General features: G+C 61.8%; 13 protein-coding genes, 1 other RNA gene and 1 pseudogene. 9 read left to right on the top strand and 6 right to left on the bottom strand.

Features of this window, described 5'->3' with window-relative positions; genetic code table 11:
- Positions 1–25: 25 nt before the first annotated feature.
- Entirely contained in the window at positions 26–1,003 is a 978-nt protein-coding gene (locus KGA96_RS01710) for an NADPH:quinone oxidoreductase family protein (RefSeq protein ID WP_046039058.1), read from the bottom strand.
- A 150-nt stretch (positions 1,004–1,153) separates the two neighbouring features.
- Between KGA96_RS01710 and KGA96_RS01705 the strand changes: the two genes are divergently transcribed.
- Positions 1,154–1,561, top strand: a complete 408-nt coding sequence (locus KGA96_RS01705) for a flagellar basal body-associated protein FliL (protein WP_032829534.1) — start codon at positions 1,154–1,156, stop codon at positions 1,559–1,561.
- Positions 1,562–1,631: 70 nt separating this feature from the next.
- Here KGA96_RS01705 and KGA96_RS01700 read toward each other — a convergent pair whose 3' ends face one another.
- Complete coding sequence (locus KGA96_RS01700) at positions 1,632–2,084, bottom strand: EVE domain-containing protein (protein ID WP_046039059.1); 453 nt, start codon at positions 2,082–2,084, stop codon at positions 1,632–1,634.
- A gap of 195 nt (positions 2,085–2,279) precedes the next feature.
- Here KGA96_RS01700 and KGA96_RS01695 point away from each other — a divergent pair, with 195 nt between their 5' ends.
- Complete coding sequence (locus KGA96_RS01695; protein ID WP_007982896.1) at positions 2,280–2,435, top strand: hypothetical protein; 156 nt, start codon at positions 2,280–2,282, stop codon at positions 2,433–2,435.
- A gap of 35 nt (positions 2,436–2,470) precedes the next feature.
- On the opposite strand, the gene KGA96_RS01690 is transcribed toward KGA96_RS01695, so the two are convergent.
- The 4 genes from KGA96_RS01690 to KGA96_RS01675 all read right to left on the bottom strand — a co-directional run bounded on the left by KGA96_RS01690 (position 2,471) and on the right by KGA96_RS01675 (position 3,895).
- Entirely contained in the window at positions 2,471–3,076 is a 606-nt protein-coding gene (locus KGA96_RS01690) for a 5-formyltetrahydrofolate cyclo-ligase (RefSeq protein WP_046039060.1), read from the bottom strand.
- An 86-nt stretch (positions 3,077–3,162) separates the two neighbouring features.
- Positions 3,163–3,341, bottom strand: a non-coding RNA gene (gene ssrS / locus KGA96_RS01685) — 6S RNA.
- 30 nt (positions 3,342–3,371) lie between these two features.
- Positions 3,372–3,689 carry a cell division protein ZapA gene (locus KGA96_RS01680; RefSeq protein ID WP_007982900.1) on the bottom strand — a complete coding sequence of 106 codons (318 nt, stop codon included), beginning with the start codon at positions 3,687–3,689 and terminating at the stop codon, positions 3,372–3,374.
- Positions 3,686–3,895: a TIGR02449 family protein gene (locus KGA96_RS01675; RefSeq protein ID WP_007982902.1), complete on the bottom strand. Its 210-nt coding sequence runs from the start codon at positions 3,893–3,895 to the stop codon at positions 3,686–3,688. The genes KGA96_RS01680 and KGA96_RS01675 overlap by 4 nt, the downstream gene beginning before the upstream one ends.
- 194 nt (positions 3,896–4,089) lie before the next feature.
- Here KGA96_RS01675 and KGA96_RS01665 point away from each other — a divergent pair, with 194 nt between their 5' ends.
- The 7 genes and pseudogenes from KGA96_RS01665 (at position 4,090) to KGA96_RS01635 (ending at position 11,671) form a co-directional block, all read left to right on the top strand.
- Positions 4,090–4,647 carry a YecA family protein gene (locus tag KGA96_RS01665; RefSeq protein WP_046039061.1) on the top strand — a complete coding sequence of 186 codons (558 nt, stop codon included), beginning with the start codon at positions 4,090–4,092 and terminating at the stop codon, positions 4,645–4,647.
- A gap of 27 nt (positions 4,648–4,674) precedes the next feature.
- Entirely contained in the window at positions 4,675–6,009 is a 1,335-nt protein-coding gene (pepP, locus tag KGA96_RS01660) for a Xaa-Pro aminopeptidase (protein ID WP_046039063.1), read from the top strand.
- Positions 6,006–7,193 (top strand): 2-octaprenyl-6-methoxyphenyl hydroxylase, encoded by a 1,188-nt coding sequence (ubiH, locus tag KGA96_RS01655; RefSeq protein ID WP_046039065.1) that lies wholly within the window; start codon positions 6,006–6,008, stop codon positions 7,191–7,193. The genes pepP and ubiH overlap by 4 nt, the downstream gene beginning before the upstream one ends.
- Positions 7,194–7,231: 38 nt before the next feature.
- Positions 7,232–7,339: pseudogene (locus KGA96_RS01650) on the top strand (tetrameric acyl-CoA thioesterase); the annotation flags it as partial.
- A gap of 9 nt (positions 7,340–7,348) precedes the next feature.
- Complete coding sequence (locus KGA96_RS01645) at positions 7,349–8,566, top strand: 2-octaprenyl-3-methyl-6-methoxy-1,4-benzoquinol hydroxylase (RefSeq protein ID WP_223511564.1); 1,218 nt, start codon at positions 7,349–7,351, stop codon at positions 8,564–8,566.
- Positions 8,567–8,833: 267 nt separating this feature from the next.
- Complete coding sequence (locus KGA96_RS01640; RefSeq protein WP_046039067.1) at positions 8,834–9,838, top strand: extracellular solute-binding protein; 1,005 nt, start codon at positions 8,834–8,836, stop codon at positions 9,836–9,838.
- Positions 9,839–10,054: 216 nt separating this feature from the next.
- Positions 10,055–11,671 carry an ABC transporter permease gene (locus KGA96_RS01635; RefSeq protein WP_223511398.1) on the top strand — a complete coding sequence of 539 codons (1,617 nt, stop codon included), beginning with the start codon at positions 10,055–10,057 and terminating at the stop codon, positions 11,669–11,671.
- Positions 11,672–11,715: the final 44 nt, after the last annotated feature.

The raw sequence follows: 11,715 nt of genomic DNA, 5'->3' as shown, positions 1-11,715 counted from the left end.
CCGCGCTTTTATTGCAGATAGTGATTCAGCGAACCTGCACCACCACTTTCCCGACCGCTTTACGCTGGCCAAGATCATTGATGGCTTGGGCTGAATTGCTCAGCGGATAAACCTGCGACACCAGGGGCTTCAATTTGCCTTCGGCAAACCAGCTAAACAACTGCTGGAAGTTCGCCGCATTGTCTTGTGGCTGGCGTTGGGCGAACGAGCCCCAGAACACGCCGAGCACTGCCGCGCCCTTGAGCAGGGCCAGGTTGACCGGCAGCTCGGGAATGCGCCCGCTGGCGAAGCCGACCACCAGCAGGCGGCCGTTCCAGGCAATGGCGCGGATCGCCTGGTCGAACAGGTCGCCGCCCACCGGGTCGTAGATCACGTCGGCACCCTGGCCGTCGGTCAGGCGCTTGATTTCGTCCTTCAGGCTGGTTTCGCTGTAGTTGATCAGTTCGTCGGCGCCGGCGGCCTTGGCCACGGCGAGTTTCTCTGCGCTGCTGGCCGCGGCGATCACCCGGGCGCCCATGGCTTTGCCGATTTCCACCGCCGCCAGGCCGACACCGCCGGAGGCGCCAAGTACCAGCAGGGTTTCGCCCGGTTGCAGGTTGCCGCGCTGCTTGAGGGCGTGCATCGAGGTGCCGTAGGTCATGCTGAAGGCGGCGGCAGTGTTGAAGTCCATCGATGGCGGGATCGGCAGCGCGTTGTAGCCCGGCACGGCAACCTGCTCGGCAAAGCTGCCCCAGCCGGTCAGGGCCATGACCCGGTCACCGACTTTCAGGTGGCTGACTTTTTCACCCACTGCGCTGACCACGCCGGCCGCTTCACCACCCGGTGAAAACGGGAAGGGCGGCTTGAACTGGTATTTGCCCTCGATGATCAACGTGTCGGGGAAGTTCACCCCGGCGGCGTGCACGTCCAGCAGGATTTCGTTCTTCTTCGCGACAGGACTGGCGACGTCTTCCAGCACCAGCGATTCGGCAGGGCCGAAGGCTTTGCACAGCACGGCTTTCATCAGGGCTATTCCTTTGGGAGTGATGGCCGATAAGTGTAGGTGTGTGGCTCGATGGGTCAACGAGCATGCCCGGCCCTGATAGTCAGCCATAAGCTTGTGCTTGCGCGGCGGGTCGTTATGCTAGGCCGCAAACCGGATAAGGAGCGAATTTTGAAAGCGTGGATCATGTTGATGCTGGCCCTGTCCCTGCCTGTGGCAGCGGTGGCCGAAGAAGCCAAAGAAGATGCTGCTCCGAAGGTCAGCTACATCACCCTGAGCCCGCCGTTCGTGGGTAACTACGGGCTGGACGGCACGCCGAAACTCAAGGTCTACAAGGCCGACGTGGCGTTGCGGGTGACCGGTGACGAGGCCGCCAAGGCGGTGAAGGCCAATGAGCCGTTGATCCGCAATCAATTGGTCGCGCTGTTCGCCCAGCAGACCACCGAGACGATGAACAATGTCGAGGCCAAGGAAAAGCTGCGTCAGGAAGCGTTGAAGCAGACCCAGCAGGTGATGAACGACGAAACCGGCAAGCCGGTGGTTGAGGATCTGTTGTTTAACAACTTGATCATTCAGTAAGACTTCTATTGCTTGATTTGACGTCATCGCGAGCTTGCTCGCGATGAGGCCTGTCCAGGCGATAAATGGCTCAGGGCTTTAAAGCAATCACCGCCGCCCACTGCTCCGCCGTCACTGGCATCACCGACAACCGCGAGCCTTTCTGCACCAGCGGCAACTCGGCCAGCGCCGTCTGCTGCTTCAGATAATCCAGTTTCAGCACCCGGGCAAACGACTCGACATGCGCGACATCGATCGCGCTCCAGGCGTTTTTGTCCGTAGTTGCCTTGGGGTCGTAGTAATGACTTTCCGGTTCTAGCGCCGTCGGGTCCGGGTACGCGGCTTCGACAATCCTGCCAATTCCGGCGATGCCCGGTTCAGGGCAGCTGGAGTGATAGAAAAAGAACTCATCCCCCACCGCCATGGCCCGCAGGAAATTGCGTGCCTGATAGTTGCGAACCCCATCCCAGCGCGCTTTGCCGAGCTTTTCCAGCCCTTTGATCGAGAGTTCGTCGGGCTCGGATTTCATCAGCCAATAGGCCATGTCTTTTGCTCCTTGCGTGGTGATTGAGCAGCTTGTCGGCGATTTTATGACAAACCGACAGTCGGTTGACGTCAGCATTTGCGCAGCGGTTCACGTTGCCGCAAAATGCCGGCCTTTAGAGCTTGACGCTGCTGCACGGCCTACAAACGGAAACCGCTGCTGTCATCGTGTTGATGTGCCTTTGGGGGGCAATCGATGAAACGCAAACCGGATTTACTATGGATTTTGGTCATTTTGTTTGGCCTTGGTGTCGTGACCACTGGCTATGCCCAAAGCCTGTGGGCCAACAAGACCGATGCACCGGTCGAGCTCGCCCAACTGCAGCAACAGTCGACCGCCTTCAAGCGCTGATCCTGTTGCCTCGGCGCCGCTGATCGAAGTGGCGTCTAGCCTGCGTAATACCAGGCCTTGTCCGTCACCGTTCCTTGCAGCGGCACATCCCAGCTCGCTTGAGCCAATCGCTCCACCTTCTGACATTCATGGGCCAGCCCCAACAGCGTCGGCTTGCGCCAGTCATTTCGTCGCGCCAGGTAGGCCAGGCTCCGATCGTAGAAGCCACCGCCCATCCCCAGGCGTCCGCCTACATCGTCAAAACCCACCAATGGCAACAGCACCAGATCCAGCGCCCAGATCTTGCGCTGCCGGGCGAGGTTGGCCCGTGGTTCGAGAATGCGGAAGCGGTTGGGTTTGAGTTTTTCCCCGGGACGGATGCGCTGGAACACCATTTTGGTTCGCGGCCAGGCGCTCAGCACCGGTAGATAGGTGGCTTTGCCCCGGCGCTGTGCGGCGCGCAGCAACAGGCGCGGATCGATTTCACCATCGGTGGGCAGGTAGAGTGAGATGTGTCTGGCGCGGCGGAACAGCGGTTGCTGGGCCAATTGCTTGTACAGCCCGCGAGCGGCCTGGCGCTGCTGACTGGGAGTCAGTGCGCGGCGGGCCTTGCGCAGCATGCGTCGAAGTTGCGGGCGGGGGAGCAGCGCAGGTTCGGTCATGTATTCGGGCTTCAACAATGCGGATACGTGAAGCGTACCCGTAAAAACGCCAATGCCGGTATCAAAACCGGCATTGGACTGAAATCAGGCTCCCCGAATGTGCCGCTGTCAACTTAGCCCTTGAACCCGAAAGTTCAAGGTGGAAGATGCAGTAGGCTTTAAGGCTTTCCGTCTAGCGGACATGCACACCAGCCCAACGTGCAACCTCCAGGGTATAGCAAATCGGCTCAGGGACATCGCCAACTGGCAAGCACCCCAGGGAGTGAGGGGATTATACCGCAAGCGGCGACGCGAATCAGCCTTTGGTGACGTCCGGATCGGTGGCGAGTGCCAGATCGACGCGATCGAGCAGGTCACGCACCTGTTCGCGGGTCGATCCGCTGGCCTGGATATCCGGGCGTTCTTCCTTGTGCAGCAGGTCGTGGGTGATGTTCAGCGCGGCCATCACGGCGATACGGTCGGCGCCGATGACTTTGCCGCTGCTGCGGATCTCGCGCATCTTGCCGTCCAGATAACGGGCGGCGCTGACCAGATTACTGCGCTCTTCCTGAGGGCAGATGATCGAATACTCTTTGTCGAGGATCTGCACGGTGACGCTATTGCTTGAACTCATGAGTCTTGCTCCAGGGCCTTGAGGCGCGAAATCATCGATTCGACCTTACGCCGGGCGATTTCGTTTTTTTCAATGAGGTGCGCGCGTTCCTCGCGCCAGGTCTTTTCCTGAGCTAGTAAGAGTCCGTTTTGACTCTTAAGTTGCTCGACTCGGGTAATCAGCAGCTCGAGTCTGGCCATCAGCGCTTGCAGGTCGGTGTCTTCCATTGTCTTCACTGTCTGATGGGTGTTGGACTGTAGGAGCGAACTTGCTCGCGATGAACCTGAGAACGCCGCGGGGTGTCAGGTACCCAGCGTTATCGTTGACGACCATCGCGAGCAAGCTCGCTCCTACAGGGGTAGTCGATGTAGGATACAAGGCCTTCATTCTAGACATAGCGCCGTCTGGCGCCTAGCTGCCCATGACCATTCAGAATTCCCCGTACCAAGCCTTCGCCACCCTGCTGACTTCCAGCGGTCACAACGTCTCGCCTGCTGAACTGCACGGCCTGTTGCTCGGCCGCAGCTGCGCCGGCGCCGGTTTCGACGCCGAAGGCTGGCTGATCGACGCCGCCGAACTGCTCGAAAGCGAGCCGCAGGACAACGTTCGCAACGCCCTGATCGGCCTGCAAGCGATGGTAAAAGGCGAGCTCACCGGCGATGACGTGACCGTCGTTCTGCTGTTGCCCACCGACGACGCTCCGCTCACCGAGCGTGCCGCTGCACTGGGCGAGTGGTGCCAGGGCTTCCTCAGTGGCTTTGGCTTGAACTGCCGTGACAGCAGCGCCCTGAGCACCGAGGCAACCGAGGTGCTGCAGGATCTGGCGGCCATTTCCCAGGTGCAAGATGCCCTGGAAGAGTCCGACGACGGCGAAAACGACTATATGGAAGTCATGGAGTACCTGCGCGTCGCACCGCTGCTGCTGTTCTCCGAGACCAAAAAAGACGTGCCGGCCGCCGCCAAACCGTCTTTGCACTAATCGTAAGACAGGGAAAACCATCTGCCCATGATCCACATCCCGAAATCGGAATACAGCCGTCGCCGCAAGGCCCTGATGGCGCAGATGGAACCCAACAGCATCGCCATCCTGCCCGCCGCCGCGGTGGCCATTCGTAACCGCGACGTCGAGCACGTCTACCGCCAGGACAGCGACTTCCAGTACCTCAGCGGTTTTCCCGAGCCTCAGGCCGTACTGGTGCTGATGCCGGGGCGCGTACATGGCGAATACATCCTGTTCTGCCGCGAACGCAACGCCGAGCGCGAGCTGTGGGATGGCCTGCGTGCCGGGCAGGAAGGCGCGATTCGCGACTTCGGCGCCGACGACGCCTTTCCGATCACCGATATCGACGACATCCTGCCGGGCCTGATCGAAGGCCGTGACCGGGTGTATTCGGCCATGGGCAGCAACCCCGAATTCGACCGCCACCTGATGGAGTGGATCAACGTGATCCGCTCCAAGGCCAACCTCGGTGCCCAGCCGCCGAACGAATTCGTTGCCCTGGATCATCAGCTGCATGACATGCGCCTGTATAAATCGGCGGCAGAAGTGAAAGTGATGCGCGAGGCGGCGCGGATTTCCGCCCAGGCGCACGTACGGGCAATGCAGGCCTGTCGCTCCGGATTGCACGAATTCAGCCTGGAAGCCGAGCTCGATTACGAATTCCGCAAGGGCGGGGCGAAGATGCCGGCCTACGGGTCGATCGTCGCGGCGGGGCGCAACAGCTGCATCCTGCATTACCAGCAGAATGACGCGCTGCTCAAGGACGGGGATCTGGTGCTGATCGACGCCGGTTGCGAGATCGACTGCTACGCCAGCGACATCACCCGGACCTTTCCGGTCAGCGGCAAGTATTCAGCGGAACAGAAAGCGATTTACGAATTGGTGCTGGCCTCCCAGGAAGCCGCCTTTGCTGAAATCGCCCCGAACAAGCACTGGAATCAGGCGCACGAGGCCACGGTCCGGGTCATCACGGCCGGGCTGGTCAAGCTGGGTCTGCTGCGGGGCGACGTTGACGAACTGATCGCCAGCGAAGCCTACAAGGCGTTTTACATGCACCGCGCCGGCCATTGGCTGGGCATGGATGTGCATGACGTCGGCGAATACAAGGTCGGCGGCGAGTGGCGCGTGCTGGAAGTCGGCATGGCGTTGACCGTGGAGCCGGGGATCTATATCGCCCCGGACAACCAGAATGTTGCGAAGAAATGGCGCGGCATTGGCGTGCGCATCGAGGACGACGTAGTGGTCACCAAAACCGGCTGTGAAATATTGACGAACGGCGTGCCGAAAACCGTCGCCGAAATCGAGGCCCTGATGGCCGCGGCGCGGACACAGGCAGCATGAGTCGAGTCAACCTGGCTATCATCGGTGGCGGGCTGGTCGGTGCAAGCCTGGCACTGGCGCTTCAGGCCGGCGCCAAGGCCCGAGGCTGGAAGATCGTGTTGATCGAGCCGTTCGCCCCTGGCGACAGCTATCAACCGAGTTACGATGCCCGTTCCTCGGCGTTGTCCTTCGGTTCGCGACAAGTCTATCAACGGCTGGGCGTCTGGCAGGAAGTCTCTCGCCGCGCCGAGCCGATCAAGCAGATTCATGTTTCCGACCGTGGTCGGTTCTCGACGGCGCGGTTGTCGGCGATGGAAGAGGGGGTTCCAGCGCTGGGTTATGTCGTTGAAAACGCCTGGCTCGGCCAATGCCTGTGGCAAGGCCTGGACAAGGACGTGATCAGTTGGCGCTGCCCGGCGGAAGTCACCCGCATGGAGCCGCTGACCGACGGCTACCGCCTGACCCTGAACGATGAAACCACCCTGGAGTGCGACCTCGCGGTGCTCGCCGATGGCGGACGCTCCGGTTTGCGCGAGCAACTGGGGATCGGCATCCGCAAGCGTCCGTACAACCAGAGCGCGCTGATCGCCAACATCACCCCGAGCGAAGCGCACAACGGCATGGCCTTTGAACGTTTCACCGACGAAGGCCCGATGGCGTTGCTGCCGCTTCCGGATAATCGCTGCGCACTGGTCTGGACCCGCCTGGGCATGGACGCGCAACGCCTGGCGGCCCTCGATGAGCGCAGCTTCCTCAGCGAGTTGCAGGGTGTGTTCGGTTATCGCCTCGGTACCTTGAAGCAGGTGGGTGCGCGGCATCTGTATCCGCTGACGCTGGTCGAGGCCGAAGAGCAGGTGCGCCCGCATCTGGCGATTCTCGGCAACGCGGCGCACAGCCTGCATCCGATTGCCGGCCAGGGGTTCAACCTGTCCCTGCGCGATGCCCAGGCCCTGGCCGATGCCTTGCTCGCCAGCGAAAAACCATTGGGCGACTTCGCCACGTTGCAGGCCTATCGCGAACGCCAGCGTCTCGATCAGGACCTCACCGTGGGTTTCTCCGATCAGGTCACGCGCCTGTTCGGCAGCACCCAGCCGCTGGTGTCCCTGGGGCGCAACATCGGCCTGCTCGGCCTCGATCTGCTGCCACCGGCCAAACGCTGGTTTGCCCGGCAGGCGATGGGGTTGGGTACCCGTCCAGATGCGTGACTGGCTGATCCGCCGATTCGGCATGGCGCGATTGATAAAAATACCTGCCTTGCAGGTTCGACATTCATGACGGCTCCTGCCACCTGGTGGCGCGGGTCGGGAAAACCCTTTACGTGCGGCTCAGGCCGCAAGAGAGACAGGCTTAAAGCATGGAAATGCGCGCAGATCTGCTGATTGTCGGGGCCGGAATGGTTGGCAGCGCCCTGGCGCTGGCGTTGCAGGACAGCGGGCTGGAAGTCCTGCTGCTGGACGGCAGCCCCATGAGCGTCAAACCGTTCAACGCTCAGGCTGCGTTTGAACCGCGGGTGAGCGCCTTGTCGGCCGCCAGCCAGCGGATTCTCGAGCGCCTGGGCGTGTGGGACGGCATCGCCGGGCGGCGCAGCAGCCCCTACACTGATATGCAGGTCTGGGATGGCAGCGGCACCGGGCAAATCCACTTCTCGGCGGCCAGTGTGCATGCCGAGGTGCTGGGGCATATCGTCGAGAACCGCGTGGTTCAGGATGCCTTGCTCGAGCGCCTGCACGATTGCGACCTGGGGCTGCTGGCCAATGCTCGCCTGGAGCAGATGCGCCGCTCCGGTGATGACTGGCTGCTGACCCTGGCCGACGACCGCACCCTGCGCGCGCCGCTGGTGATCGCGGCGGATGGCGCCAACTCGGCGGTGCGACGCCTGGCCGGTGTGGCGACCCGCGAATGGGATTATCTGCACCATGCCATCGTCACCAGCGTGCGTTGCGCCAAGCCGCATCAGATGACGGCCTGGCAACGCTTCACCGATAACGGTCCGTTGGCGTTTCTGCCCCTTGAGCGGGATGGCCAACAGGATTGGTGTTCGATCGTCTGGTCGACCACACCCGGCGAAGCCGAACGCCTGATGGCGATGGATGAACAAGGTTTCTGCAAGGAGCTGGAGCGGGCCTTTGAAGGTCGACTCGGCGAGGTACTTAGCGCCGACCCGCGCCTGTGTGTGCCTCTGCGCCAGCGGCATGCCAAGCGTTATGTGGCTGAAGGCCTGGCATTGATCGGCGATGCGGCCCACACCATTCACCCGTTGGCCGGGCAAGGGGTGAATCTCGGATTCCTCGATGCCGCCGTGCTGGCCGAAGTGTTGCTGCAAGCGGCAACACGTGGCGAACGCCTGGCGGATGTGAAAGTCCTCAGCCGTTACGAGCGTCGACGCATGCCCCACAACCTGGCGCTGATGGCGGCGATGGAAGGCTTCGAGCGCTTGTTCCAGGCCGATCCGCTGCCTGTGCGCTGGTTACGTAATACCGGGTTGAAACTGGTTGAGAAGATGCCCGAGGCCAAGGCGTTGTTCGTGCGTGAAGCGCTGGGGTTGACCGGGGATTTACCGGCGCTCGCCAAACCCTGAAGTGAGCATGGCCCTGTGGCGAGGGGGCTTGCCCCCGTTCGAGCGCGAAGTGGTCGCAGACCGGATTGCAGGATTTATCTGGATAAATGCCAGGACTGCTTCGCAGTCCAACGGGGCGATGCGGCGTTCCGACAAGCCCCCTCGCCACAATGGTCAGCCAAACTGCCTGTGCAACATCCGGTAACTCCTCTACGGCCAGCTTCGATTGAGAAGCTAAATGTGAGTCCTTATCATTTGCCCTCATTTTTCAATCGAGAGACCGCTCCCATGTTGGCACCGAAGCGTCTACTGACTGCACTGGCCTTGACCCTGATCGGCAGCACCGCCGCCCAGGCCGCTGACGAGGTGGTGGTCTACTCCTCGCGAATCGACGAGCTGATCAAGCCAGTATTCGATGCCTACACCGCCAAGACCGGCGTGAAGGTGAAGTTCATCACCGACAAGGAAGCGCCGCTGATGCAGCGGCTCAAGGCCGAAGGCGCGAATACGCCGGCCGACCTGCTGCTCACCGTCGATGCTGGCAACCTCTGGCAGGCCGAGCAGATGGGCATCCTCCAGCCGTTCACCTCGAAAACCGTCGACGCCAACATTCCGCTGCAATACCGGGCCGCCTCCCATGCCTGGACCGGCCTGAGCCTGCGTGCGCGGACCATCGCCTACTCCACTGATCGGGTGAAACCGGGTGAGCTGACCACCTACGAGGCGCTGGCCGACAAGCAATGGGAAGGCCGCCTGTGCCTGCGCACGGCGAAGAAGGTCTACAACCAGTCCCTGACCGCGACCATGATCGAAGTGCACGGCGCCGAGAAGACCGAGGAAATCCTCAAGGGCTGGGTCAAGAACCTGTCCACTGACGTGTTCTCCGACGACACCGCCGTGCTGGAAGCGATCAACGCCGGCCAGTGCGACGTCGGTATCGTCAACACCTACTACTACGGCCGCCTGCACAAGCAGAAGCCAGACCTGCCGGTGAAACTGTTCTGGCCGAACCAGGCTGACCGTGGCGTACACATCAACCTGTCGGGTATCGGCCTGACACAGCACGCGCCGCACCCGGAAGCGGCCAAGGCCTTGGTGGAGTGGATGACCACCCCTGAAGCGCAGAAAATCTTTGCCGACGTGAACCAGGAGTTCCCGGCGAACCCTGCCGTGCAGCCATCGGCTGAAGTCGCCGCATGGGGCAAGTTCATCGCTGACACCTTGCCTGTGGAAATCGCCGGCAAGCGCCAGGCCGAGGCGATTCGCCTGATGGACAAGGCTGGCTGGAACTGAGGCATCTTACACTTCAGGACGCTAACCTGTGGCGAGGGGGCTTGCCCCCGTTCGAGCGCGCAGCGGTCGTAAAATTGCCAGACGTGTCTTGCCTGAAGTGGTGAAGTCGTTAATTTCAGGACTGCTTCGCAGCCCAACGGGGGGCAAGCCCCCTCGCCACAGAATGAAGCCTGCCGATGTACCATGGCAGGCTTCGTCATTTCAGAGAGCTTTTCCTTGGCCCATCCCGCCCAACGCCGCTGGTATCCAGTCGTCTTCGCCATCGCTGCGCTGGTCCTGTTGCCCCTGAGTGTCCTGCTGTTTTCCTGGCAAACCATCGATCAACAGATCTGGTCCCATCTCTGGGACACACAGATGCCGCGTTTGCTGGGCAATACCCTGACCCTGGTGCTAGGCGTCGGTGTCGGCGTGACAGTCCTGGGGGTCAGCCTCGCCTGGCTCACTAGCCTTTGCGAATTCCCCGGCCGGCGCTGGCTGGACTGGGCGCTGATGCTGCCTTTCGCGATCCCAGCCTATGTGCTGGCCTTCGTCTTCGTCGGCCTGCTGGATTTCGCCGGACCCGTGCAGACCCTGCTGCGGGAGTGGTTTGGCAGTGGTCTGCGGCTGCCGCGCGTGCGTTCCACGGGCGGTGTGATTGTGGTGCTGGTGCTGGTTTTCTATCCCTATGTCTATCTGCTGGCGCGCACCGCCTTCCTCGCCCAAGGCAAAGGCCTGATGGAAGCGGCGCGGGTCCTTGGCCAATCGCCCTGGCAAGCGTTCTGGCGGGTGGCGTTGCCCATGGCGCGACCAGCCATCGGCGCGGGCGTGGCATTGGCACTGATGGAAACCCTGGCGGACTTCGGCGCTGTGTCGGTGTTCAACTTCGATACCTTCACCACGGCCATCTACAAGACCTGGTACGGTTTTTTCAGCCTGTCGTCCGCCGCGCAACTGGCCAGCCTGTTGCTGCTGGTGGTGATGCTGGTGCTCTACGGCGAACGGCGTGCCCGCGGAGCCAACCGGGCGAGCAACGAGCGACCACGGGTCAAGGCGCTGTATCACCTGCGAGGCGTCAAGGCACTGGCGGCCATGACGTGGTGCGGCCTGGTGTTCGCCTGCGCCTTCGTTATCCCGATGCTGCAATTAGCGGTGTGGTTCTGGCTGCGCGGGCGCTTCGATCTCGACGAGCGCTACACCGGGTTGATCGTCCATACCTTGTACCTGGGGGCGATGGCGGCGTTGATCACCGTCAGCGTCGCCTTGTTACTGGCGTTTGCCCGACGACTGGCATCCACCCGGGTCATTCGTTCCGGGATCAGTCTGGCCAACCTGGGTTATGCCTTGCCCGGTTCGGTGCTGGCGGTGTCGATCATGCTGGCGTTCAGTTACCTGGATCGCGAACTGGTGATCCCGCTATCGAGCTGGCTCGGTGGCGCGGGCAAGCCGCTGCTGCTGGGCAGTCTGTCGGCGTTGTTGCTGGCCTATCTGGTGCGCTTCATTGCGGTGGCCTACGGGCCACTGGAAAGCAGCCTGGCGCGTATACGGCCATCTTTGCCCGAAGCGGCACGTAGCCTTGGCGTCAGTGGGCCACGACTGTTTTTCAAAGTGTATCTACCATTATTGCTACCCGGCACGTTGAGCGCCGCGCTGCTGGTGTTCGTCGACGTGCTCAAGGAAATGCCCGCAACCCTGCTGATGCGCCCGTTTGGCTGGGACACGCTGGCGGTGCGAATCTTCGAAATGACCAGCGAAGGCGAATGGGCCCGGGCGTCTTTACCGGCATTGACCCTGGTGCTGGTCGGGCTGTTACCGGTCATTGGATTGATCCGGCGTTCGGCACATCGAAACAGCTAGGTGTCAGTCCTACACCTTGCGGCTACAATGCGCGGCATTCGGTG

The organism is Pseudomonas sp. GL-R-26 (assembly GCF_019947365.1).
In the GTDB taxonomy this organism is placed as follows: Bacteria; Pseudomonadota; Gammaproteobacteria; order Pseudomonadales; family Pseudomonadaceae; genus Aquipseudomonas.
The sequence above is the reverse complement of the archived record's forward strand: the minus strand, read 5'-3'. Positions and strand labels throughout refer to the sequence as shown.

Coding starts and splice junctions, on each gene's coding strand:
- KGA96_RS01700 (WP_046039059.1), bottom strand. CDS start 2,084: ATGGCCTATTGGCTGATGAAATCCGAGCCCGACGAACTCTCGATCAAA.
- KGA96_RS01665 (WP_046039061.1), top strand. CDS start 4,090: ATGACCATTCAGAATTCCCCGTACCAAGCCTTCGCCACCCTGCTGACT.
- KGA96_RS01680 (WP_007982900.1), bottom strand. CDS start 3,689: ATGAGTTCAAGCAATAGCGTCACCGTGCAGATCCTCGACAAAGAGTAT.
- KGA96_RS01690 (WP_046039060.1), bottom strand. CDS start 3,076: ATGACCGAACCTGCGCTGCTCCCCCGCCCGCAACTTCGACGCATGCTG.
- KGA96_RS01695 (WP_007982896.1), top strand. CDS start 2,280: ATGAAACGCAAACCGGATTTACTATGGATTTTGGTCATTTTGTTTGGC.
- KGA96_RS01710 (WP_046039058.1), bottom strand. CDS start 1,003: ATGAAAGCCGTGCTGTGCAAAGCCTTCGGCCCTGCCGAATCGCTGGTG.
- pepP (WP_046039063.1), top strand. CDS start 4,675: ATGATCCACATCCCGAAATCGGAATACAGCCGTCGCCGCAAGGCCCTG.
- KGA96_RS01640 (WP_046039067.1), top strand. CDS start 8,834: ATGTTGGCACCGAAGCGTCTACTGACTGCACTGGCCTTGACCCTGATC.
- KGA96_RS01675 (WP_007982902.1), bottom strand. CDS start 3,895: ATGGAAGACACCGACCTGCAAGCGCTGATGGCCAGACTCGAGCTGCTG.
- KGA96_RS01645 (WP_223511564.1), top strand. CDS start 7,349: ATGCGCGCAGATCTGCTGATTGTCGGGGCCGGAATGGTTGGCAGCGCC.
- ubiH (WP_046039065.1), top strand. CDS start 6,006: ATGAGTCGAGTCAACCTGGCTATCATCGGTGGCGGGCTGGTCGGTGCA.